This is a genomic window from Streptomyces daghestanicus (assembly GCF_020521275.1).
Taxonomy (GTDB): Bacteria; Actinomycetota; Actinomycetes; order Streptomycetales; family Streptomycetaceae; genus Streptomyces; species Streptomyces griseoviridis.
The window spans coordinates 1,403,278-1,425,912 of record NZ_BNDX01000002.1; the positions used below are offsets into that span (position 1 = coordinate 1,403,278).

24 protein-coding genes are annotated in these 22,635 nt (G+C 74.2%); 7 read left to right on the top strand and 17 right to left on the bottom strand.

What is annotated here, in order from left to right; translation table 11 throughout:
* Window positions 1–6 precede the first annotated feature (6 nt).
* Window positions 7–990: an aldo/keto reductase gene (locus tag Sdagh_RS06240; protein ID WP_189420530.1), complete on the top strand. Its 984-nt coding sequence runs from the start codon at window positions 7–9 to the stop codon at window positions 988–990.
* A gap of 30 nt (window positions 991–1,020) precedes the next feature.
* Here Sdagh_RS06240 and Sdagh_RS06245 read toward each other — a convergent pair whose 3' ends face one another.
* Window positions 1,021–1,368, bottom strand: a complete 348-nt coding sequence (locus Sdagh_RS06245) for a hypothetical protein (RefSeq protein WP_189420528.1) — start codon at window positions 1,366–1,368, stop codon at window positions 1,021–1,023.
* A 147-nt stretch (window positions 1,369–1,515) separates the two neighbouring features.
* Here Sdagh_RS06245 and Sdagh_RS06250 point away from each other — a divergent pair, with 147 nt between their 5' ends.
* Complete coding sequence (locus Sdagh_RS06250) at window positions 1,516–2,007, top strand: DUF6328 family protein (RefSeq protein WP_189420526.1); 492 nt, start codon at window positions 1,516–1,518, stop codon at window positions 2,005–2,007.
* 8 nt (window positions 2,008–2,015) lie between these two features.
* Here Sdagh_RS06250 and Sdagh_RS06255 read toward each other — a convergent pair whose 3' ends face one another.
* The 8 genes from Sdagh_RS06255 to Sdagh_RS06290 all read right to left on the bottom strand — a co-directional run bounded on the left by Sdagh_RS06255 (window position 2,016) and on the right by Sdagh_RS06290 (window position 10,177).
* The gene (locus Sdagh_RS06255) at window positions 2,016–2,441 is read right to left on the bottom strand and encodes an SsgA family sporulation/cell division regulator (protein WP_189420524.1); all 426 of its coding nucleotides are present in this window, start codon (window positions 2,439–2,441) and stop codon (window positions 2,016–2,018) included.
* 99 nt (window positions 2,442–2,540) lie between these two features.
* A complete protein-coding gene (locus tag Sdagh_RS06260) occupies window positions 2,541–3,518 on the bottom strand; it encodes an LLM class F420-dependent oxidoreductase (protein WP_189420522.1) in 978 nt (325 codons plus the stop codon).
* Between the two features lie 57 nt (window positions 3,519–3,575).
* On the bottom strand, window positions 3,576–4,535 hold the full coding sequence (locus Sdagh_RS06265; RefSeq protein ID WP_190010960.1) for a threonine/serine dehydratase family protein: 960 nt from the start codon (window positions 4,533–4,535) through the stop codon (window positions 3,576–3,578).
* 17 nt (window positions 4,536–4,552) lie between these two features.
* A complete protein-coding gene (locus tag Sdagh_RS06270) occupies window positions 4,553–5,230 on the bottom strand; it encodes an AIM24 family protein (protein WP_189420520.1) in 678 nt (225 codons plus the stop codon).
* Window positions 5,231–5,294: 64 nt separating this feature from the next.
* A complete protein-coding gene (locus Sdagh_RS06275; protein WP_190078110.1) occupies window positions 5,295–6,629 on the bottom strand; it encodes a CAP domain-containing protein in 1,335 nt (444 codons plus the stop codon).
* 58 nt (window positions 6,630–6,687) lie between these two features.
* Window positions 6,688–7,050 carry a UBP-type zinc finger domain-containing protein gene (locus Sdagh_RS06280; protein ID WP_189420516.1) on the bottom strand — a complete coding sequence of 121 codons (363 nt, stop codon included), beginning with the start codon at window positions 7,048–7,050 and terminating at the stop codon, window positions 6,688–6,690.
* Window positions 7,047–8,504, bottom strand: a complete 1,458-nt coding sequence (locus Sdagh_RS06285; protein ID WP_226534650.1) for an ATP-binding protein — start codon at window positions 8,502–8,504, stop codon at window positions 7,047–7,049. The genes Sdagh_RS06280 and Sdagh_RS06285 overlap by 4 nt, the downstream gene beginning before the upstream one ends.
* Window positions 8,501–10,177, bottom strand: a complete 1,677-nt coding sequence (locus Sdagh_RS06290; protein ID WP_190078109.1) for an NAD(P)/FAD-dependent oxidoreductase — start codon at window positions 10,175–10,177, stop codon at window positions 8,501–8,503. The genes Sdagh_RS06285 and Sdagh_RS06290 overlap by 4 nt, the downstream gene beginning before the upstream one ends.
* A gap of 175 nt (window positions 10,178–10,352) precedes the next feature.
* Between Sdagh_RS06290 and Sdagh_RS06295 the strand changes: the two genes are divergently transcribed.
* A complete protein-coding gene (locus Sdagh_RS06295) occupies window positions 10,353–11,228 on the top strand; it encodes a universal stress protein (protein ID WP_189420512.1) in 876 nt (291 codons plus the stop codon).
* A 6-nt stretch (window positions 11,229–11,234) separates the two neighbouring features.
* On the opposite strand, the gene Sdagh_RS06300 is transcribed toward Sdagh_RS06295, so the two are convergent.
* From Sdagh_RS06300 to Sdagh_RS06310, 3 genes are all read right to left on the bottom strand, one after another.
* Window positions 11,235–12,470 (bottom strand): DUF4032 domain-containing protein, encoded by a 1,236-nt coding sequence (locus tag Sdagh_RS06300; protein WP_189420510.1) that lies wholly within the window; start codon window positions 12,468–12,470, stop codon window positions 11,235–11,237.
* 29 nt (window positions 12,471–12,499) lie between these two features.
* Window positions 12,500–13,246, bottom strand: coding sequence for an MBL fold metallo-hydrolase (locus tag Sdagh_RS06305; RefSeq protein ID WP_189420508.1), 747 nt, complete (start codon window positions 13,244–13,246; stop codon window positions 12,500–12,502).
* A gap of 79 nt (window positions 13,247–13,325) precedes the next feature.
* Entirely contained in the window at window positions 13,326–13,952 is a 627-nt protein-coding gene (locus tag Sdagh_RS06310; RefSeq protein ID WP_189420506.1) for an alpha-ketoglutarate-dependent dioxygenase AlkB, read from the bottom strand.
* Window positions 13,953–14,070: 118 nt separating this feature from the next.
* On the opposite strand from Sdagh_RS06310, the gene Sdagh_RS06315 reads away from it, so the two are divergent.
* The gene (locus Sdagh_RS06315; protein WP_190010938.1) at window positions 14,071–14,679 is read left to right on the top strand and encodes a TetR/AcrR family transcriptional regulator; all 609 of its coding nucleotides are present in this window, start codon (window positions 14,071–14,073) and stop codon (window positions 14,677–14,679) included.
* A 43-nt stretch (window positions 14,680–14,722) separates the two neighbouring features.
* Complete coding sequence (locus Sdagh_RS06320; RefSeq protein ID WP_190078108.1) at window positions 14,723–16,396, top strand: FAD-binding dehydrogenase; 1,674 nt, start codon at window positions 14,723–14,725, stop codon at window positions 16,394–16,396.
* Window positions 16,397–16,406: 10 nt separating this feature from the next.
* On the opposite strand, the gene Sdagh_RS06325 is transcribed toward Sdagh_RS06320, so the two are convergent.
* From Sdagh_RS06325 to Sdagh_RS06335, 3 genes are all read right to left on the bottom strand, one after another.
* On the bottom strand, window positions 16,407–16,760 hold the full coding sequence (locus Sdagh_RS06325) for a DUF488 domain-containing protein (RefSeq protein ID WP_190078107.1): 354 nt from the start codon (window positions 16,758–16,760) through the stop codon (window positions 16,407–16,409).
* A 109-nt stretch (window positions 16,761–16,869) separates the two neighbouring features.
* Complete coding sequence (locus Sdagh_RS06330) at window positions 16,870–17,121, bottom strand: WhiB family transcriptional regulator (RefSeq protein WP_189420498.1); 252 nt, start codon at window positions 17,119–17,121, stop codon at window positions 16,870–16,872.
* A gap of 236 nt (window positions 17,122–17,357) precedes the next feature.
* Entirely contained in the window at window positions 17,358–18,278 is a 921-nt protein-coding gene (locus tag Sdagh_RS06335; RefSeq protein WP_190078106.1) for a LysR family transcriptional regulator ArgP, read from the bottom strand.
* Between the two features lie 66 nt (window positions 18,279–18,344).
* Between Sdagh_RS06335 and Sdagh_RS06340 the strand changes: the two genes are divergently transcribed.
* Window positions 18,345–18,962, top strand: coding sequence for a LysE/ArgO family amino acid transporter (locus Sdagh_RS06340; protein WP_189420494.1), 618 nt, complete (start codon window positions 18,345–18,347; stop codon window positions 18,960–18,962).
* A gap of 83 nt (window positions 18,963–19,045) precedes the next feature.
* On the top strand, window positions 19,046–20,377 hold the full coding sequence (locus Sdagh_RS06345) for an MFS transporter (RefSeq protein ID WP_226534653.1): 1,332 nt from the start codon (window positions 19,046–19,048) through the stop codon (window positions 20,375–20,377).
* Between the two features lie 12 nt (window positions 20,378–20,389).
* Here Sdagh_RS06345 and Sdagh_RS06350 read toward each other — a convergent pair whose 3' ends face one another.
* Both Sdagh_RS06350 and Sdagh_RS06355 read right to left on the bottom strand, forming a co-directional pair.
* Window positions 20,390–20,848, bottom strand: a complete 459-nt coding sequence (locus Sdagh_RS06350; protein ID WP_189420492.1) for a cyclic nucleotide-binding domain-containing protein — start codon at window positions 20,846–20,848, stop codon at window positions 20,390–20,392.
* 286 nt (window positions 20,849–21,134) lie between these two features.
* Entirely contained in the window at window positions 21,135–22,613 is a 1,479-nt protein-coding gene (locus Sdagh_RS06355; RefSeq protein ID WP_190010942.1) for an aminotransferase class I/II-fold pyridoxal phosphate-dependent enzyme, read from the bottom strand.
* Window positions 22,614–22,635 lie beyond the last annotated feature (22 nt).

The following is a 22,635-nucleotide window of genomic DNA, read 5'->3' on the forward strand; positions in this document are numbered from 1 at the left end:
ACGCCCATGGAAGAACGCGCATTCGACAGGTCCGGGCAGCACGCCTCCGTCATCGGCCTGGGCACCTGGCAGCTGGGCGCCGACTGGGGCGACGTCGACGACACCGAGGCCCTCGCGGTCCTGGAGGCCGCGGCCGAGGCCGGGGTGACCTTCTTCGACACCGCCGACGTCTACGGCGACGGCCGCAGCGAGCAGACCATCGCCACGTTCCTGCGGTCCCGGCCCGAGCTGGACATCACCGTCGCCACCAAGATGGGACGCCGCGCCGAGCAGCTCCCCGAGAACTACGTCCTGGACAACTTCCGCGCCTGGAACGACCGCTCCCGCCGCAACCTCGGCACGGACGTCCTCGACCTCGTCCAGCTGCACTGCCCGCCCACGCCCGTCTACTCCTCGGACGAGGTGTTCGACGCCCTGGACACCCTGGTCGCCGAGGAGCGGATCAAGGCGTACGGCGTCAGCGTCGAGACCTGCGCCGAGGCGCTCACCGCGCTCGCGCGGCCGAACGTCGCCAGCGTGCAGATCATCCTCAACCCGTTCCGGATGAAGCCGCTCGCCGAGGTCCTCCCGGCGGCCCGGAAGGCCGGCGTCGGGATCATCGCCCGGGTGCCGCTCGCCTCCGGCCTGCTGTCCGGGAAGTACACCGAGGACACCGTCTTCGCCGCCGACGACCACCGCTCCTTCAACCGGCACGGCGAGGCCTTCGACCAGGGCGAGACCTTCTCCGGGGTGGACTACGCGACGGGCGTCGAGGCCGCCGCCGAGTTCGCCGCGCTCGCCCCCGAGGGCTACACCCCGGCCCAGCTCGCGCTGGGCTGGATCGTGCGGCAGCCCGGCGTGACCACGGTCATCCCCGGCGCCCGCTCGCCCGAGCAGGCCCGCGCCAACGCCGCCACCGCCGCGCTGCCCGACCTGTCCGACGCCACGCTCGACGCGATCACCGAGCTGTACGAGCGCCGTATCAAGGCCCAGGTCGAGGGCCGCTGGTAGACCCCGCCGGCAGACCCCCGTGGCGCCGCCTCACGGCACCAGGTGGAGTTCCCGCTCCTGCTCCTGGTCGCCGGAGGCGGCGCCCTCGTCGCTGGTGGTGAAGGCGCGGGCCAGCGTCTCGCTCGCCGCCGCCACGGCCTGCGGGGTGCCCTGCACGGTCACCGTCACCGGCGCGGACAGCCGCCCGCCGCCGGACTCGGGTGCCCCGGACGGCTCGGGGGCCGACGATGAGCTGAACGTGGCGGTGCGGACCGTCGCCCGCTCGTCCGCCGGGAGGTCGTCCGGCGCCCCGAACACGCCTTCCAGCGCGCGCACCACCGCCCGCGCGTCCTCGATCCCGCCGCCGTCCAGCGTCACGGTGAGCTGCGTGTCGGACATCCTTGACGACCTCCTCGTACGGTGTTCCGGTCGCCGTCCGTGTAACCGTGCCCGCGCCCGCCAAACAGCACATATGTGCGTCAAGCGCGCCTGACTTCGGGGAACCCGGGAAAAGGTCCGGCAGGCCACGACCACCGGGAGGATTCAGTGACGGACGCGGGGACGGGCAGGCGGCGGGGGCGCGACGAGACCGAGGAGGAGCGCGCCGACCGGATGTGGACGGAACTGATCCAGGAGGTCCGGGTCGCCCAGATGGGCGTGCAGATCCTCTTCGGCTTCCTGCTGACCGTCGTCTTCCAGCCCAAGTACGAGCAGTTGTCGGACACCGACCGGACCATCTACCTGATCACCGTCGTCCTCGGCGCCGCCGCGACGGGCGCGCTGATCGGGCCGGTCTCCCTGCACCGCCTCGTCTCCGGACGGCGCGTCAAGCCGCAGGCCGTGCGCTGGGCCTCCCGGCTCACCCTGCTCGGCCTGGTGCTGCTGCTCGCCACCACGACCGCGTCCCTGCTGCTGATCCTGCGGGTCGCCACGCACGACGGGTTCGTGCCCTACCTGGTGGCGGGGGTCGTCGCCTGGTACCTGCTGTGCTGGTTCGTCCTGCCGCTGTGGACCCGCCACCGCCACACGGCGGACTGACCCGCCGCTCAGCCCCCGGCGATGACCTCCGCCAGGAAGTCGTCGACCCGGACCTCCTCCTGGCCCTGCGGGACGACGGCGTACGTGTCCCGCAGGAAGGCGGAGACCGCCGGGGCCCAGGCGTACACCACCGCGTGATGGCGGTCCCCGTCCGTCCGGGGATCGCCCAGGAACTCCAGCCGCAGCTCGTCCAGCGTCCCGTTGGACACCGGGCGCATCCGCACGTCACCGATCCCGACCGGCCGCAGCAGACCCTCGGCGACCATCTCGCGGTCCAGCGTCCAGCGGGCCAGCACATGGCCGTCGTGGCTGAAGACCACGGTGAGCGCGAACGGGTCCGCCGCGTCGTACGCCAGGTGGGCGAAGACGGGGCAGCGGTCCGTCTCGCCCGCCTGGAGCTGCACGACGAGGGTCTGGTGCACGGGGGAGTTCACGAAAGGGCCTCCGGGAAAGAACCTGCCTGGAACCCTCCTGGTACCCCCGGAACCGGGAAAATGCTCCGGCGACCGGGTGATGTACTCGATCCGTGACTCTCAGGAGCCGCCCAGCGCCTCGCGCAGCGCGGGCAGCAGCGTCTTCTCGGACCAGTCCAGGAAGGCCGGCTGGGACTCGCCGCCGATCTGCACCAGCGCGATCTCGGTGAACCCGGCCTCGGCGTAGGGCCGCACCGCCTCGACGAAGGTTTCCGGGTCGTCGCCGCACGGGATCGACGCGGCGACGTCGTCCGGCGTGACGAACTGGGTGGCCGCCTGGAAGGAATCCGGGTGCGGCAGCTCGGAGTTCACCTTCCATCCGTTGCCGAACCAGCGGAACTGGTCATGGGCGCGGCGCACCGCCGTCTCCCGGTCCGGGTCGTACGACACCGGCAACTGGCCCACCCGCGGCTTGCCCGCGCCGCCGTGCCGGTCGAAGGACTCCAGCAGGTCCGGCTTCGGCTCGGTCGCGATCACCAGGTCGGCGAGGCGGCCCGCCAGCGCGCAGGACTGCTCGCCGGAGACGGCCATGCCGATGGGCGGCGGGCTGTCGGGCAGGTCCCACAGCTTGGCGGACTCCACGTCGAAGTGCTTGCCCCGGTAGTTCACGTGGCCGCCGTCGAAGAGGGCCCGGATGATCTCGACGGCCTCCTGGAACATCTCGTGCCGTACGTCGGCGGCCGGCCAGCCCCGGCCCACCACGTGCTCGTTGAGGTTCTCGCCCGAGCCGAGCCCCAGCCGGAACCGTCCCTCGGACAGCAGCTGCATGGTGGCCGCCTTCTGCGCGACCACCGCCGGGTGGTACCGCATCGTCGGACACGTCACGTACGTCATCAGCGGGATGCGGCTGGTCGCCTGCGCCGCCGCGCCCAGCACGCTCCACGCGTACGGGGAGTGCCCCTGTGAACGCAGCCACGGGAAGTAGTGGTCGGAGGTGACGGAGAAGTCGAAGCCCGCCTCCTCGGCCCGTACCAGGTGGCCGACCAGCTCCCGGGGGCCGGCCTGCTCGGTCATCATTGTGTATCCGATGTGCACCATGACCGCCGGGTCCCCGTCCGGGCCGGGGGAAAACGGGCGGAACCCGGCGGCCGGCGCTCACTCCAGCCCGAAGCGGGCGGACCAGGCCGCCATGTCGGCGACCGTCGCGTTGCCCCCGCACACCACCAGGCCGAGCCGGGCGCCGGGGCCGACCCGCTCGATCACCCGCCGGGCGGCGGGCAGCAGACAGCCGGCGGCCGGCTCGGTCCACACCTTCGCGTGCTCGGCCAGCTCCAGCGACCCCCGCACGGCCTCCCGGTCGGGCACCACCAGCACCTCGGTGACCAGCGCCGACACATGGTCGTACGTCAGCCGGGAGACGGCCGGGGCGCTCAGCGTGGAGCTGATCGACGACACCTCCACCCGTACCGGCCCGCCCGCCGCGAGCGCCCGGGACATCGCCTCGGCGCCCTCCGTCTCCACCCCCCACACGCGGACGTCCGGACGCCGGGCCCGCAGCGCCGCCGCGACGCCCGAGACCAGCCCGCCGCCCCCGATGCTCACCAGGACGTCGGTCAGCTCGCCGGCGTCGTCGGCCAGCTCCAGCCCGACGGTGCCCTGCCCGGCGATCACCACCGGGTCGTCGAAGGGGTGCACCGGCGTCAGCCCCTCCGTGCCCAGCCGCTCGGCCAGCGCGAACGCCTCGGCCATGGAGTCCGTCAGCCGCACCACCGCCCCGGCGTCCTCGGCGGTGCGCACCGAACGGGCGGGCGCCGACCGCGGCATCACCACGGTCGCCTTCATGTCCAGGGCGGCGGCCATCACCGCCAGCGCGATGCCGTGGTTGCCGCCGCTGACCGCGACCACCCCGGCGGCCCGTTCGGCCGGGGTCAGCGACAGCAGCTTCGCCACCGCGCCGCGCGCCTTGAAGGAGCCGGTGCGCTGCAGCAGCTCCAGCTTCGCCGTGACCTCCACGCCGAGCAGGCCGGACAGGCCGGGGCTGGGGACCGTGGGGGTGCGGACGACGTGCCCGGCGACGCGCCGCGCGGCGGCTTCGATCTCCGTGATCGTGACCAAGCTCAAGGAAGTGCCTCTCAGTGTTGTTGTGCCTTCTGCGGGGTCGCCTCGCTGGGCCGGACCACGACGTGCCCCTGGCCCTGGAGCATCAGCTGCACCGCCTCGCCGGAACCGCCGCGCAGCATCGAGCCGATGGACTGCGAGCGGTGCAGCGAGGGCTGGAGCCCGGCCGTCCATCCGACGACCGCGTCGGTGTCGACGTACACCGGGTACTGCGGCGAGACCGGGATGACCAGCGGCGTGCCCTCGCACACCAGCCCCAGCCGGCCCTGGCCGGTGAAGACGCTGTTGAACAGGCCGCCCCCGGCGATCCCGGCGCCCTTCACGGTGGCGATGCGGTACGACAACGAGGCGTCGAAACAGAGCACGTTGCGGCCGTTGACGGTGAACTCGTCGCCCTGGCCGACCTCGACGACGAAGCAGTTCTGCGCCTCGTGGGCGAACCAGGCCTCGCCCTGTCCGCGCACCGCCATCAGCGGCAGGCCCTCGCCGGTGACCGCGCGCTTGAGCATGCCGCCCACGCCTTGGCCCTTGCGCTCGAACTGGAGGTCGCCGCGGTAGGCGACCATGGCGCCCTGGCGGGCGAGCATCTCGCCGTCCACCGCGTACCGGATGCATTTGGAGTTCTCGACGGTCATACCCGGCGCCTGCGCGGGCCGCACCATGTGCTCGCTGGAAAAGAGGTCACCCTTCATGCGGGCATCCTGTCCCGGACGGCCGGCTTCCGCCAGGATCGGCCGCCCACCGGTTCCGGGACGGTCAGCCACCGAAGAGCTGCGTCCAGTACGTGCCCGCCCGCCCGCCGCCGGCCAGTCCCGCCCCGAGGTGGGTGAAGCCGGGGGCGAGGATGTTGGCGCGGTGCCCCGGGCTGTTCATCCAGCCCTCCACCACGTCGGCCGGGGAGCGCTGGCCGCAGGCGATGTTCTCCCCGGTCGTGCCGTACGCGGCGCCCGCGGCGACGGCCCGGTCCTGGGGCCCCGCGCCGCCGGGGGAGGTGTGGGAGTAGAAGTCCCGCGCCACCATGTCCGCGCTGTGCGCCTGCGCCGCGGCGGTCAGCCGGGGGTCGGCGGCCAGCGGCGGCAGCCCCGCCGCGGCCCGCTCCCGGTTGGTCAGCGCGACCACCTCGGCGACGGTGCGGGCCAGCCCGCCAGGGGTCAGCGGCGCGGCCCACAGCGCCGTCCAGTAGGTGTCGCCCGCCGGACCGCCGGTGACGTGGGCAAGCCCGACGTGGGTGAACGCCGCGTCGCACAGGGCACGCCGGGTGCGGTCGGCACCCAGGCAGTACCTGACGAACTCGGCGGGGGTGCGCGGGCCGGACACCAGGTGCTCGCCGACCGTCAGGAACGGGTATCCGGCGGCCAGGGCGCGCCGGTAGACGGAGACCCCGTCCCGGGTCTGGACGCTCAGGGCGCCCGCCTCGGCCATCGCGGAGGCGTGCGCGCGGGCCGCTTCGGTCAGCCGGGCGTCCAGGGCGACCGGCGGCGAACCGGCGGCGGCGCGGGCGGAGTTCACCCGGTCCAGGAAGCCGTCGCCGGCCGGTGCGGGGAGCAGGAAGTCACCGGCGGCCGGGGCGGGCAGCAGGAAGTCGCCGTCGCCGGCCGCCGGGGGGCCGTCGTCCACGTCGACGCCGAAGTCGCGGGCGAGACCGGCCAGTCCGTCCGCGTACCCCTGCCCCAGGGCGCGGAGCTTCCAGCCGTCGCCGCGCCGGTACAGCTCGGCGAGCAGCAGCACCGTCTCCCGGTCCGGGCGCGGCGGGGTGAACCGGGCCAGCGCCGCGCCGTCCGGGCCCGTCAGCCGCAGCGCGGGCGCGGGCAGCAGGCGCAGCGCGGTGTCCGGGTCGGCTGCGCTGACGGCGATCGTCACCCGGGTCGCCCCGGCCCGCAGCCCGCGCGGATCGACGGTGAGGGTGCCGTCGGCCGGGGCCAGCCGGGCTCCGGGGGCCTCGGGCTGGTTGTAGAAGACGAAGTCCGCGTCCCCGGCGACCTTTCCGCCGTCGTCCGTGATCAGCGCGGACACGTCGAAGCCGCCGGGCACCCGGACCTGCACGGGACCTGCGGGCAGGGGGAGGTTGCCGCCCGGGACCAACTCCTTCATGACTCCCAGAACGGGCCGAACGCCCCGGTGGTTCCCCGGCCCGGCGGTGGAACGCGGGTCAGCCGCGCAGCGAGCGCGCCCAGTCCGCCGGGACCCGGCCCGCCGGTCCGGGCGCCGGCTGGCCCTCGGGGTGGCTCACCGGCGGTGCGAGGGCCGGCCCGGAGGCGCGCAGCTCGTCCGCCGCGTAGTCCCAGAACCAGTCCTCGCCGGGTTCGTAGCTCTGCACCACCGGGTGGCCGGTGGTCCGGAAGTGGGCGGTGGCGTGCTGTCCCGGCGAGCTGTCGCAGCAGCCCACGTGACCGCAGGCCGCGCAGCGCCGCAGGTGGAACCACCAGCCGCCCGCGCTCTCGCACTCGGCGCAGCCCGCGCCGCTCGGCGGGACGACGGGGTCGATACCGCTGTCGTCGCGTACGTCGTTCATACCGGCTCCTCGGTCGGGTCGGGTGCCGCCGCGGTCAGCGGCAGCAGCACCTGGAAACGGGTGTCGCCCGGCCGGGAGTCCACCTGGAGGGCGCCGTGGTGCTTGTTGACCACGATCCGCCAGGAGATGTCCAGGCCGAGCCCGGTGCCCTCGCCCACCGGCTTGGTGGTGAAGAAGGGATCGAAGATCCGGTCGCGGATCTCCGCGGGCACCCCGGGGCCGGTGTCGCGGAACTCCACCAGCAGCCGGTCGTGGACGCGGGCCGTCCGCACGGTCAGCGTGCCCTCGCCGCCGGCCGAGTCCATCGCGGACACCGCGTTGTCGATCAGGTTGGTCCACACCTGGTTCAGCTCCGCCGGATGGGCGGGCACGTCCGGGAGGGTGCGGTCGTACTCCTTGACCACCTTGATCCGCGGGCCGATCTTGCCCGACAGCATCAGCAGCGTGGAGTCGAGGAGTTCGTGGACGTCGGCGCTGCGGTAGGGGGCCCGGTCGAGCTGGGAGTACTGCTTGGCCGCGTCGACCAGGTGGGAGATGCGGGCGGTGGAGTCACCGATCTCGTTCATCAGCAGTTCGGTCTCGACCGTGTAGTTGAGCCAGCCCACCGCGTTCGGCAGGATCTCCTCGTCCACGGCCGCCGCGACCTGGTCCAGCCACTCGCTGTCCAGCCCGGCCTGCACGAAGGTCGGCGCGAGCTGCCAGCCGTCCCGGATGCCGTGGCCGTCCAGCCAGTCGGTGACCGCGTCCTCCCGGTCGGCGGCCTCCATCGGGCTCAGCACGGGCGCCTTCGCCACCCGCTCGGCGGTGCGGTCCTGGATGTCGATGAGCGCGGCCAGCGCCTCCCGGGAGAACGGCCCCTCGGCGATCACCCTCAGCTTGTGCCGCATCTTCGCCACCCGCTCGCGCAGCGAGGCGGTGGCCCGTACCGCCGCGGCGGCCGGGTTGTTCAGCTCATGGGTGAGCCCGGCCGACAACGAACCCAGCGCCAGCAGCCGCTCGCGCTGCCCGACGGCCCGCTGGGTGTTCTTCGACCCGAAGAACAGCCCCTCCAGCAGGTGCACGGCCATCGGGAACCACTCCTGCACCACGCCCGCGAAGGTGTCCGCGGGCAGCACGAAGAACCGGGTCGGCGCGGTCACCCGCAGAGAATTGGTGTAGACCTGCGGCACCCGGTCCCCGAGGTACGCCTGCATCGCCCCGGCGTACACCCCGCGCTGGGAGGTCCGGTTGGTCTCCACGTCGTCCCCGCCGACCCGCCGCGACAGCACCGCCGTGCCCTCCAGCAGCACGTAGAAGCAGGTGGCGGGGTCGCCCTCGGCGTACACCGGGCCGGGTTCGAACAGCTCCACCCGGCCCTCGGCGCACAGCCGCCCGAGCTGCTCGGGGGAGAGCTTCTCGAACAGGAACAGCGAACCGATCTCACCGGGGCTGCACGGCATCGGCCGCCCGCTCACGACTGCTCCAGATACCGGTGGACGAGCATCACGGCCATGGCACCCTCTCCTACGGCGGACGCGACCCGCTTGGCGGACTCGTGCCGGGCGTCGCCCGCCACGAAGACACCCGGCACGCTGGTCTCCAGGTGGTACGGCGCCCGGTCGGGCTCCCAGCCGGCCGGCGGGCGCCCGTCGGCGGTCAGGTCGGGCCCGGCCAGGATGAACCCGCGCTCGTCCCGCTCCACCGTGCCGTCCAGCCAGTCGGTGAGCGGGGCCGCGCCGATGAACACGAACAGCCACTGCGCGTCGACCAGTTCGCGCTGCCCGCTGTGCGCGTCCCGCAGTGTCAGCCCCTCCAGCCGGCCGTCGCCGTGCGCGGACTCCACGACCGTGCCGCAGCGGACCACGATGTTGGGCGTCTCCTCGATCTGCTGGATCAGGTAGTGGGACATCGACGCCGCCAGCGACTCCCCGCGCACCAGCAGCGTCACCGACTTGGCGCCCCGGGCCAGGTACATCGCCGCCTGTCCGGCGGAGTTGGCGCCGCCGACGATGTACACGTCGTTGCCCTGGCAGGCCGCCGCCTCGGTCAGCGCCGAGCCGTAGAAGACACCGCAGCCGGTCAGGGCCTCGGTGCCCGGCGCGGTCAGCTCCCGGTAGGAGACGCCGGTGGCCAGGATCACGCTGTGCGCGGCGATGGCCGAGCCGTCGGAGAACCGCACCGTGCGCGCCGCCCCGTTGACCTCCAGGCCGGTCACCTCCCGCGCGGTGAGGATCTCGGCGCCGAACTTGGCCGCCTGCCGCCGGGCCCGGTCGGTGAGCTGGGCGCCGGAGACGCCGTCGGGGAAGCCCAGGTAGTTCTCGATGCGGCTGCTCTGCCCGGCCTGCCCGCCGGTCGCCGACCGCTCCACCAGGACCGTGCGCAGCCCCTCCGACGCCCCGTACACGGCCGCGCCCAGCCCGGCCGGGCCGCCGCCGATCACCACCAGGTCGTAGAAGTCGGCCGCCGGTGTCGTCGCCAGGCCCACGTGCGCGGCGAGGTCGGCGGTCCCGGGCTCCACCAGCGGCGTCCCGTCCGCCGTGATCACCACCGGCAGCCGCCGGCCGTCCTGCCCGGCGGCGGACAGCAGCCGCCCGCCCTCCGGCTCGTCGGCGGAGTACCAGCGGTAGGGCACCTGGTTGCGGGCCAGGAACTCGCGGACCTCCGAGGAGCGCGCCGAGAAGCGGTGCCCGACCACCTTGGTGCTGGGCACCGGCTTGTGGTCGCCGGCCCGCCACGCCGCCAGCAGGTCGTCCAGGACCGGGTAGAGCTTCTCCTCCGGCGGGTCCCAGGGCTTGAGCAGGTAGTGGTCCAGGTCGACCACGTTGATCGCGTCGATCGCCGCGTTGGTGTCCGCGTAGGCCGTCAGCAGCACCCGCCGGGCGGCCGGGTGGACGTCCATGGCCTGTTCGAGGAATTCGATGCCGTTCATCCCCGGCATCCGGTAGTCGGCGATGATCACGGCGACGAGTTCGCCGCGCAGCTTCAGTTCACGCAGGGCCTGGAGCGCCGACTCCCCGGACTCCGCGCGCACGATCCGGTGCCCGGCACCGTAGCGTCGCCGCAGGTCGCGGGCGACGGCACGGGACACTCCCGGATCGTCGTCCACGGTCATGATGACGGTCCGCGCCGTCTCGGCGGCCTGTGTCATACGTCCCCCAGTCGAGCGGCCGGTTCCACGGCACGGCGTCTGCCGTGACCGCACCGGCCCGTCTCCATCGTATGTTCGACGGCCGGGCGGCGCTCATCCGTTCCCCGGCGCAGGTCACGGGGCCGCCGTAGGGAAGACTGGGGCCGACACAGGCACCGCATCTGGGAGGCACCGCATGACGCGTCCGGTCACGGCAGGGGTGGACGGATCGGAGGAGAGCCTGGCGGCGCTGGCCTGGGCGGCCCGGCAGGCCGTCCGGGGCGGTGTGCCGCTGCGGGTGGTGCACGCCTGGCGGTTCCGGCCCGGCGAGGCGCCCGGCGCGGGGGACCGGGAGACGCAGGAGCGCTGGGTGCGCGAGACGGTGACCGGGGCGGCCGCGTCGGTGACCTCGCGCCACCGCGGCCTGGAGGTGACCACCGACGTCCTGGAGGGCGACCCGGTGGCCACGCTGCTCACCGCCGCGGCCGAGGCGCGGACGCTGGTGCTGGGCTCGCGCGGGCACGGCGCGGTCGTCGGCTTCCTGCTGGGCTCCGTCGGCCAGCAGGTGATCGCCGAGGCGGCGCGGCCGGTCGTCCTGGTCCGGGCCGGCGGCGACCGGCCCGCCGACGAGGTGGCCGGGCACGAGATCGTCGTCGGCCAGCAGGGCGAGCCGGAGGACAGCGCCGGGGTGCTGCGGTTCGCCTTCGAGGCGGCGGCCGCCCGCGGCGCCACCGTCCGGGCGGTCCGGGCCTGGACGCTGCCGCCGCTGTTCTCCTACAGCCCGGCCTCGCTCAAACTGCTGGACGACGCCGGGGGCCCGGAGCCGTACGAGCACAAGGCCCTCGCCGAGGCGCTGGAGCCGTGGCGGGACCGCTTCCCGGACGTGCCCGTCGTCGAGCACGTGGAGATGGGCAGCGCCGGACAGGTGCTGCTGTCGGTGGCCGGGCGGGCCCAGCTGATGGTCGTGGGCCGCCGCGCCCGCCGCTCCGCCGTGGGCGCCCGCATCGGTTCGGTCGCCCACGGGGTGCTGCACCACGCGGGCTGCCCGGTGGCGGTCGTCCCGCACGCGTGAGGTGAGTCAGTCGCCGGCCGTCGGCTGGAGCGTCGCGCGGGCCTTGGGCAGGACGTTCTCGATGTAGTCCTGGACGGCCGTGTCCAGCCCGATGTCGTGCTGGGCCCGCTCGGACAGGTACCAGCGGTGCTCCAGCAGCTCGTGGTAGATCTCCGCCGGGTCCATCGCTCCGCGCAGCGCGTGCGGCACCGCCCGCACGGTCGGCCGGAACACCTCCCGCACCCAGCGGTGGGCGAGGACCTCGGGGCGCGCTCCCAGGAGATCACCGGGGGCGTAGTCGTCCTGGGTGGTCATCCAGGACTCCAGGTCGTTCAGCAGCCGGCGGGCCTGGTTCTCCTCGGCGTCCAGGCCGGTCAGCCGCAGCAGCTGGCGCTGGTGGTGCCCGGCGTCCACGACCTTGGGCACGAAGGTGACGGTGTCGCCGTTGGAGGCGTGCTCGATCTGCATCTCGGCGACGTCGAAACCGAGGTCGTTGAGCCGCCGTATCCGCCGCTCGATGTAGTGGTACTTGCCCGCCGGGTACACCGAGGTGCGGGTCAGCTCCTGCCACAGGGAGCGGTAGCGGGCGCAGATCTCGGTGCCGAACTCGACGGCGTCGACGGACGGGTGCAGCGCGCCGGACGCCTCCAGGTCGAGCAGCTCGCCGCTGATGTTGACGCGGGCCAGTTCGAGGTCGTAGTCCCGCTGCCCGTCGCTGAGCCGGGCGTGCAGCTCACCGGTCTCGGCGTCCACCAGGTACGCCGCGTAGGCGCCCGCGTCGCGCCGGAACAGGGTGTTGGACAGCGAGCAGTCGCCCCAGGCGAACCCGGCCAGGTGCAGCCGTACCAGCAGCACGGCGAGGGCGTCCATCAGCCGGTGCATGGTCGCCGGGCGCAGGGTCGTCTCGAACATCGACCGGTACGGCATCGAGCCGCCGAGGTGCCGGGTGATCAGCACCGGCTCCAGCGGCTCGCCCCCGGCGTCCGTGCGGCCGGTGACCACGCCGAGGGCGTCGACGGCGGGGATGCCGAGCCGGTCCAGGTCGCGCAGCAGCTCGTACTCGCGCAGCGCGGGCCGCTCCGCCAGCTCCTTGACGGCGACGATCTCGTCCCCGGCGCGGGCGTAGCGCACCACGTGGCGGGAGATGCCGCGTGGCAGCGGCACGAGGTGTTTGCCGGGCCACTCCTCCAGGGGCACGTGCCAGGGGAGTTCGAGGAGGAGCGCCGGGTGCTCCGGATTGGTGGCGCTGATCTGCAAGGCCATGGCCCGACTCTAAGCGGTGCCCGCCCGGCTCAGGACGCCCGCTCCCGTGCCAGCCGCGCGGCCCGCGCGACGGACCCGTGGTGGGCCGGGCCGTGGCCGGGCAGCAGCAGGTCGCCCGCCAGCCCCTCGAAGACCGCCAGCGAGGCCACCGTGCGCGCGCGTTCGTGGTGGAACATGTCGGGGAGGATCTGCGGTCCCTCGGTCCGGGCGATGGGGTGGCCGGTGACCAGGGCGTCGCCGGAGATCACCACGCCGGCGTCGGGGAGGTGGTAGGCGCTGTGGCCGTCGGTGTGCCCCGGGGTGTGCACGGGCACCGGGCGGCCGGGCAGGTCCAGGGCGCCCGCCGCCGGGAACGGCCGGGGCCCGGCGACCGGCAACCGCGCGGTGCCGCCGGAACGGACGGCGTGCGCGATCCAGGGCAGGACGCCCGGCCGCCAGGCGTTGCGCAGCACCGTGGGGACGGAGACCTGCTGGAGGAAGTCCCGCCGTGCGTGGGGCACCTCGGCCTCGTGGAGGAGGACCGGGGTGCCGTGAGTCGCCCGCAGGTACTCGGCGGAGCCCAGGTGGTCGTTGTGGGCGTGCGTGATCAGCACGGCCGCCACCGCCTCGGGCGAACTGCCCACCGCCGCCAGTGACTCCAGCACCGCCCGCCGGTCCCCGGGATAGCCGGTGTCGATCAGCGTGGCGGCGTCCCCCTCGGTGAGGATCACCCAGTTGGTGTTGCTGCCGTGCACCAGGTAGGTGCCGTCCGCGACCTGTCGTACATCGGCGCTCATCGCTCGCTCCGCGTCCCGGGGATGACTGGGGGACCAGCCAAGCAGACGCGGCCGGGCGGCGGTACGCCGGGTGCCGGGGTCAGCGCACGTCGTCCGGGCGGAACTGGACGCTGATCCGCCCGCCGCCGGTCCGCGCCGACTTGGGGACGCAGTGCTCCCAGGTGCGCTGGCAGGAGCCGCCCATCACGATCAGGTCGCCGTGGCCCAGCGGCCGGCGCACCGCCGGGCCGCCGCCCACCGGGCGCAGCAGCAGGTCACGCGGGGTGCCCACGGAGAGGATGGCGACCATGGTGTCCTCGCGCGCGCCCCGGCCGACCCGGTCGCCGTGCCAGGCGACGCTGTCCCGGCCGTCCCGGTAGTAGCAGAGCCCGGCCGTGGTGAACGGCTCGCCCAGCTCCGCCGCGTAGTGCGCGCCGAGCGCGTCGCGGGCCTCGTCCAGCACCGCGTGCGGCAGCGGGTCGCCCGCCCCGTAGAAGGCGAGCAGCCGGGGCACGTCGACGACCCGGTCGTACATCGCGCGCCGCTCCGCCCGCCAGGGGACCTCGGCGGCGAGCCGTTCGAAGAGCGCGTCGGCGCCGCTCAGCCAGGCCGGGAGCACGTCGATCCAGGCGCCGGAGCCCAGCCGGGTCCGGCGGACTCCGTCGAGCGGGCCGAGCCGGAGCCGGTCGTCCTGGTCGAAGAGGGAGCCCTGGAGGTGCGTGGTCATGGACCGAGCATACCTGGTAATCGAACGGGCGTTCCAATCGCTGTCCGGGGGGTTCGCATACACCGGTGCATCGGATACGTTCCCGTATCGAACGCAAGCCGGCGGACGGAGACCGGGCATGGCGGAACGGACGGCCACCACGGGGCGGCGGGTGACCAGGCGCCGGGCCCGGACGCGCGCCGACCTGCTCGCGGCCGCGTTCACCGTGTTCGCGGCCAAGGGGTTCGGACGGGTCCCCATCGAGGAGATCTGCGAGGCCGCCGGATACAGCCGGGGCGCCTTCTACTCCAACTTCGCCAGTCTCGACGAGCTGTTCTTCGCCCTCTACCAGGAGCGCGCCGAACTGATCGCCGGGCAGGTCGCCGGGGCCCTCGCCGCGGACGGACCGGAGGCGGACCTGCCGGCCGCCGCGGACCGCGTCGCCGGGGTGCTGCTCCTGGACCGGGACTGGCTCCTGGTGAAGACCGACTTCCTGGTCCACGCCGCCCGCGACCCGGCCGTCGCCCGGACCCTGCTGGAGCACCGGGCCGGGCTGCGCCGGACCGTCGCCGCCCGGCTCGCCGCGACGCCGGGCCCGCTGCCCGCCGTGCTCGGCGACGCCGACGGCGCGGCCCGCGCCGTGGTCGCCGCGTACGACGGCGTCACCACCCAGCTGCTGCTGGACCGGGACGTCGAGGACGCCCGCCGCTGGCTGGGGCGGCTGCTGACCGCGCTGCTCACGGGCTGAACCCAGGACACGGACACGGGAACACGAGGAAGGGACGGTCGTCATGGACGCCGACGTCATCATCGTCGGAGCGGGACTCGCGGGGCTGGTCGCGGCGCACGAACTGACCGGCCGGGGCCGCCGGGTCGCCCTGGTCGACCAGGAGAACGCCGCCAACCTGGGCGGGCAGGCGTACTGGTCGTTCGGGGGGCTGTTCCTCGTGGACTCCCCGGAGCAGCGGCGCCTCGGCGTCAAGGACTCCTTCGACCTCGCCTGGAACGACTGGCGGGGCAGTGCCGGCTTCGACCGCCTGGACGACGAGGACTCCTGGGCGGTGCGCTGGGCGCGGGCGTACGTGGAGTGGGCGGCGGGGGAGAAGCGGTCCTGGCTGGACGGGCACGGCATCAAGCTGCTGCCCACCGTCAACTGGGCCGAGCGCGGCGCCCTCCGGGCCGGCGGGCACGGCAACTCGGTGCCGCGCTTCCACATCGCCTGGGGCACCGGCACCGGCGTGGTCGCGCCCTTCGCCGGGTACGCGAAGCAGGCGGTGCGCGACGGGCTGCTCACCTTCCACCACCGGCACCGCGTCGACGAGCTGATCATCGAGGGCGGCACCGCCCGGGGCGTCCGGGGCACCGTCCTCGCCGAGGACACCGCACCCCGCGGCGTCGCCTCGAACCGCGACCGCGCCGGCGACTTCGAACTGACCGCCCAGGCCGTGATCGTCACCTCCGGCGGCATCGGCGCCGACCACGACACCGTCCGCCGCCACTGGCCCGAGCGTCTGGGCACCCCGCCCGCCGAGATGGTCACCGGTGTCCCCGCCTACGTCGACGGCCGGATGCTCGGCATCAGCGAGGCGGCCGGTGTCCGGGTGGTCAACCGGGACCGGATGTGGCACTACACCGAGGGCGTCCGCAACTGGGACCCGGTCTGGCCCGGCCACGGCATCCGCATCCTGTCCGGCCCGTCCCCGCTCTGGTTCGACGCCCTCGGCCGCCGCCTGCCCGACCCCTGCCTGCCCGGCCACGACAGCCTCGGCACGCTCCGGCACCTGCGCACCGACCCTGCCATCAAGGACCACGACCACTCCTGGTTCATCCTCACCCGGAAGATCGTGGAGAAGGAGTTCGCGCTCTCCGGTTCCGAGCAGAACCCGGACATCACCGCCAAGGACCGCAGGGCGTTCCTGAAGGAACGGGTCATCGGCAAGGGCGCCCCCGGGCCGGTCGCCGCCTTCCTGCGCCGGGGCGCCGACTTCGTGACCGCGCCGACCCTCGAACAGCTCGTGGACCGGATGAACGCCCTCACCGACGAGCCGCTCCTGGACGCGGCCTTCGTCCGCCGCCAGATCGAGGCCCGGGACCTCCAACTGGCCAACCCCTTCGGCAAGGACGCCCAGGTGCAGGACATCCGCAACGCCCGCCGCTACCTCGGTGACCGCCTCAGCCGGGTCGCCGCCCCGCACCGCGTCCTCGACCCGGCGGCCGGCCCGCTCATCGGCGTCAAGCTGCACATCCTCACCCGCAAGACCCTCGGCGGCATCCAGACCGACCTCGACTCCCGCGCCCTCGGCGCCGACGGCACACCGGTCGAGGGCCTCTACGCGGCCGGCGAGGTGGCCGGCTTCGGCGGCGGCGGGGTGCACGGCTACAACGCCCTGGAGGGCACCTTCCTCGGCGGCTGCCTCTTCTCCGGACGGGCGGCGGGACGCGCGGCGGCCCGGCAGACCGGCTGACCGGGGCCCGTCACCCCTGGCCGAGGAGCCGGGCCAGCACGGCGGCGTGGCTGTGGTCGACGTCCTTCGCGGCGGTCAGCAGCGTCACCGTGCCCGCGCGAGCGCGTTCCCGCACCCCGTCGAGGGCCTCGGCCGCCTCGGGGGCGGTCAGCTCCGCCTCGTAGCGCCGGGCGAACTCCTCGAAGGAGCCCTCGCCCGCGTGGTACCAGCGGCGCAACTCGGTGGACGGGGTGAGGGCCTTGGGCCACTCGTCCACGTGGGCCGCCTCCTTCTTCAGGCCGCGCGGCCACAGCCGGTCGACCAGGACGCGCGGTCCGCCGTCCGGCTCGGGCGGGTCGTAGACGCGGCGTACCCGTACGGTCACGGCGGCTCCCCTTCGAAGGCGACGGCGGACGGACGGCGGGTGTGCCGCGAGCCTACGCGGCACACCCGCCGTCCGCCTCTCCGGTCCCGTGGCCGGGTGAGGCCCCGGGTCAGCCCGAGCGCCGCCGGTTCGCCAGCCGCCGCTTCAGGGCCCGCCGTTCGTTCTCGTCGGTCCCGCCCCAGACGCCGATGGACTGCCCCGTGTCGAGCGCCCACCGCAGACACTGGTCCCGGACCGGGCAGCGGTGACACACCGCCTTGGCCTGCTGGGTCTGCATCAGCGCCGGGCCCGAGGAACCGATCGGGAAGAACAGGTCGGGGTCCTCGTCGCGGCAGGCCGCGTGCTCGCGCCAGTCGTCCATGAAAGTCACCTGCGATCGTCGTGTCGCGCTGTACGGATTCGGCTTGCTCGTCTCCGGGTGACCTGATACCGCGGGGGCGAAACGGGCGGGAGGCCGCAAAGTCGCTTCCGGGGCGGCGGAGTTACGGGACGGCCCGAGGCGCGGGACGGCGAAGTCGGTACCGGGGGACGGTCCCAGGGCGCGCGGCGGGCCGGCTGAGTGACGCGTCCGCCGCGTGTCCCGGACGACAGGCGCTCCTAACGGCGCAGTGCGCGCGCCGCGCCGTCCATGACCGCCTCGGCCACCGCCGCCAGGGCGGGGGAGTCGAGCTTCCACTGCTGCCAGAACAGCGGCACGTCGACCTTCGTGCCGGGCAGCGGCTCGGTCAGCCGGCCCGCCCGCAGCAGCGGCAGCGCCTGCGTCTCGGGCACTACGCCCCAGCCCAGTCCGGCGACGACGGCCTCCAGGAACCCCTCCGACGTGGGCACGTAGTGCCGCGCCGCGCCCGCCGCCCCGTGCCCGCCGCCGAGCCCGCGCACGAACCCGTCCTGGAGGTCGTCGCGCCGGTCGAACACCACCACCGGCGCCACGGCCAGCGCCTCGCGCACCGGCTCGCCCAGGTGCCGGGCGGCGAACTCCGGTGCCGCCACCGGGAGATAGCGCATCCGCCCCAGCGGCCGTACCGAACAGCCAGGCACCGCGTCCGCCGCGGAGGTCACCGCGGCCATGACCACGCCCTCGCGCAGCAAGGCGGCGGTGTGGGTCTCGTCCTCGCGGCGCAGCTCGAAGCAGAGCGGGGGATCGCGGGGCACCCGGGTCAGGGCCGTCAGGAACCAGGTCGCCAGCGAGTCCGCGTTGACCGCCACCGACACCCGGGTCGGCTCACCGGCGCCGCTCAGCCCCAGCTCGGCGTGGGCGTCCCGCTCCAGCCACGCCAGCTGCCGGGCGAGCCGCACCAGCACCGCGCCGGACGGCGTCGGCCGCACCGGCTTGGTGCGCAGCAGCAGCACCCGGCCCGTGCGCTGCTCCAGGGCCTTCACCCGCTGGCTCACCGCCGACGGCGTCACGTGCAGCGCCGCCGCGGCGGCCTCGAACGTCCCCTCGTCCACCACCGCCAGCAGCGTCCGCACCTGGTCCAGGGGCAGGTCGCCCAGCGACCCCCCAGCCGTTGTCTTCATGGACGCTAAGGATACGTAAGAATCTTTAGCTGTACGCGCGGTGACCGTCCGCTTAGCGTCGAGGACATGAACAACGCCCTGACCGCCGCGGCCGCCGGGTTCGGTACCGGTCTCTCCCTCATCGTCGCCATCGGCGCCCAGAACGCCTTCGTCCTGCGCCAGGGCATCCGCCGCGACGCCGTCCTCGCCGTCGTCGGCATCTGCGCCCTGTCCGACGCGCTCCTGATCGCCCTGGGCGTCGGCGGTGTGGGCGCCGTGGTGGTGGCGTGGCCGGGCGCGCTGACGGCGGTCGGCTGGATCGGCGGGGCGTTCCTGCTGGGCTACGGCGCCCTGGCGGCCCGGCGGGTGGTGCGGCCGGCCGGCGCGCTGCGGACCGAGGGCGGCGACGCCGCGACCTCACGGCGCCGGGCGGTGCTCACCTGCCTGGCGCTGACCTGGCTCAACCCCCACGTCTACCTGGACACCGTCTTCCTGCTCGGTTCCGTCGCCGCCGACCGGGGTTCGCTGCGCTGGACCTTCGGGCTGGGGGCCGCGCTGGCGAGCCTCGTCTGGTTCGCGGCGCTCGGGTTCGGCGCCCGCTACCTCGGCCGTTTCCTGGCCCGGCCGGCGGCCTGGCGGGTCCTGGACGGCCTGGTCGCCGCCACCATGATCACCATGGGCGTCCTGCTCATCACCGGCAGCTGAGTGCTCCCTCACACCGCCCCGCCCCCACGCCCTGCGATAGTGATGCCCTGGAGTCGAAAGATGTAGCTACCAAGTAGGAATGCGTGGACACGAGCGACAGCGGTACCGCACCCCGGGCGAACGCCCCCGAACCAGAGTCCGGACCCCGGGAGGCGGGCACCGGTCCGGAACCCGCGCCCCGGCGCGGCTGGCGCCGCTGGGCGATGGACACCCGCCCGCTCGCCCGCCCCGCCTACCGCAGGCTGTGGGTCTCCACCATCGTCACGGCCGTCGGCAGCCAGCTCACCGCCGTCGCCGTGCCCAAGCAGATCTACGACATCACCGGCTCCTCGGCCTGGGTCGGCGCCGCCGGCCTCGCCGGGCTCGTCCCGCTGGTCGTGTTCGCGCTGTGGGGCGGCGCGGTCGCCGACACCATGGACCGCCGCAAGCTGCTGCTGATCACCAACACCGGCATAGCCGTGACCTCGCTGCTGTTCTTCGTCCAGGCCGCCACCGGCCTCGCGTCGGTCGCCGTCCTGATGGTCCTGCTCGCCCTCCAGCAGGCGTTCTGGGGCCTGAACTCCCCGGCCCGCAGCGCCTCCATCGCCCGGCTGGTCCCCGCGGACGAGCTGCCCGCCGCCAACGCGCTCGGCTCGACCGTCATGCAGACCGGCCAGGTGGTGGGGCCGCTGCTCGCGGGCGTCCTCATCCCGGTCATCGGGCTGCCGGAGCTGTACCTCATCGACGCCGTGGCCCTGTGCGTCACGGTCTGGGCGGTGTACCGGCTGCCCGCGCTGCTGCCGCTGTCCGGTGCCGGGAAGCGCCGGGCGGGCCTGCGCGAGGTGGTCGCGGGCTTCCGCTACATCGCCGGGCACACGGTGCTGCTGCTGTCCTTCCTCGCCGACATCGTCGCCATGGTCCTCGGCATGCCCCGGGCACTGTTCCCGCAGCTCGCCGCCGAGACGTACGCCGGCTGGGGCGAGGGCTTCGCGCTGGGCCTGCTGTACGCGGCGATCCCCATCGGGGCGGTGGCCGGCGGGCTGTTCTCCGGCGTCTTCTCCCGGGTCCGGCGGCACGGCTGGATGGTGATCGGCGCGGTCGTCGCCTGGGGCGCGGCCGTCGCGGGCTTCGGGCTGAGCGGCAATCTGTGGGTCGCGGCCGTCTTCCTCGCCGTCGCCGGGGTCGCCGACATGGTCTCCATGGTCTTCCGCGGGTCCATCCTGCTCTCCGCCGCGACCGACGAGATGCGCGGCCGGATGCAGGGCGTCTTCACGGTGGTCGTCGCGGGCGGCCCGCGCCTGGCCGACGCGCTGCACGGCACCGCGGGCTCGGCCTTCGGACCGCGCGGTGCCGTGGCCGGGGGCGGGCTGCTGGTCGTCGTGGTGATGCTGGCCCTCGCCCTGGCCGTGCCCGCGCTGCGCCGCTACCGGGTCTGACGGGGCGGGCGGTCAGAGCGGTCCGCTGCTGTGGTGCATCGTGTACTGCTCCAGGAGCTTGCCCCGGGTGGTCTCCAGGCGGTGCGCCAGGATCTCGGCGACGGACCGCACCAGCACCACGCCCAGCCGGGGGTCGTCCTCGCAGAGCCTGAGCACGGCCGCGGCGTCGAACTCGTAGGCGCGCACCGCGCTGAACGCCTCGGCGCCGAAGTCCCACCGGTACGGCGGGAACAGCCACGACCAGCCGAGCAGATCACCGGCGCCGAGACTGGCCACGGTGACGCTGCGCAGGGACGTCACCCGCTGGGTCAGGGAGACGGCGCCTGAGCGCACCACCCAGAAGCGGTCGGCGGTGCCGCCGGCCTCGAAGATGCGGGTGTCCTCCGGGAAGTGGACCTCTCGGGCCAGTTCGGTCAGCCGCGCCCGCTGGGGCGGGGGGAGGACGGAGAGCAGTTTGATCGCTTTGGTCATGACACGGAACTCCTCGCCGGCGATGCGGTTCCGGTTTTCCCCTACGCCCATTGGAGCCCCCCGCGCGGCCCCGAGCACCTCGGCGGGCAGCGAAGATTCCGTGACGGCATGAGAAAGCCCTGGCTGGACGGGGGGAGCCAGCCAGGGCCGTACACGGTGGCGCTCGGGGGACCGCGCGGATCGACCCCGTCACCACGTATGGGTGAACGCTAAACCATTTGCGGAGGTTCCGTGAAATCGGACCCCGGGCGCGTGACCCGTCCCACCCGGCGCGGGGGTCCCGGCGTCACCCGGCGTCCCCGGCGGCGACCCGCACCGTCCCCAGCGCCGGATCGCTCGGGTCGGGCAGGAACATCCCGGCGTCCCGCCCGCTCGTCAGATAGCGCAGCACCGGCTCGGTCAGCCGCTCGCCGGGGAGCACGGCCGGGATGCCCGGCGGGTACGGCGTGATCATCTCCGCCGCGATCCGGCCGGCCGCGCGCTCCAGCGGCACGTCCTCGGCCGGCCCGAAGAACGCGTCCCGGGGCAGCCGCACCTGCTCCATCCGCAGCTCGGCCGGGGAGGGCACCGCCACCCGCGGGGCGTCGGGCAGCCCGGGGGCGGCGTGCGCCAGCTCCTTGAGCGCCGCCAGCAGTTCCCCGGTGGTCTCCCGGTCGTCGCCGTGGGTGATCTGCGTGCCGATCCGCCGGTGGTCGGTGAGGTGGGCGACGACACCGCGCCGCTCGCGCAGCCAGTCGGCGGCCTGGTAACCGGAGACGCCCAGCCCGTCGAGGTCGATCACCACCGGCAGCGGGTCGAAGCCGTCGGCCAGCCCCGGCCCGCAGAAGTCGGCCCGGTCGTTGACGTGCATGCCGTCGATCTCCTCGATCGCGGCCCGCGTCTCCGCCGCCAGCTCCAGCGCGCCACCCATGATCTCCTGCCCGCGCAGCGCCATCTGGCGGCGCCAGCCGTCCAGCCCCGCGTAGATCAGCGCCGAGGGGCTGGTGGTGCTGAGCAGGTCCGCGCGCATGCCGAGCAGCCCGGGTTCGACCAGGTCGCCCTGGAGGTGGAAGACCGAGCCCTGCTCCAGGCCGCTGCCCATCTTGTGGATGCTGGTCACACAGATGTCGGCGCCCGCGTCCATCGCCCAGGACGGCAGATCCGGGTGGAACGGCAGGTGCGCGCCCCACGCCTCGTCGACGATCAGCGGCCGGCCGCGCCGGTGGCAGACCTCGGCGACGGCCCGCAGGTCCGCGCCGGCGCCGTACGGCGTCGGGCTGGTGACCAGCGCGCCCCGGGCGTCCGGGTGCGCGGCGAAGGCGGCCTCGTACTCCGCGGCGGACGGCGGATGGGCGAGGTGCCGTTCCGCGTCCCAGCGGGGCTCGACCCAGACCGGTTCGATACCGGACAGCACCAGGCCGGACACCACGGACTTGTGGGCGTCCCGGCCGATCAGCAGCTTCTCGTGCGGGCCGGCCACCGCGAGCATCGCCGCCTTGACCGACAGGGAGCTGCCGCAGGTGGAGAAGAACGTGTGGTCGGCGTGGACGGCGTCGGCCATCAGCTCCTGGGCGCGCTGGAGCACCCGGTCGCGGGTGAGCCGGTCGTCGAGCCCGCCGGTCGCCAGCACGTCACCGAGGAAGACGGCGTCGCCCAGTACCTCCCGCACCGCCGGATCGGCGCCCCGGGCCTGTTTGTGCCCCGGGGGCGTGAACGACAGACGGCCCTCGCGACGGTAGTCGGCGAGGGCCTCCAGAACCGGTGCCCGCGTGTGATCGATGGCCATCCCCTGCGGCTTCCCCGCCGGG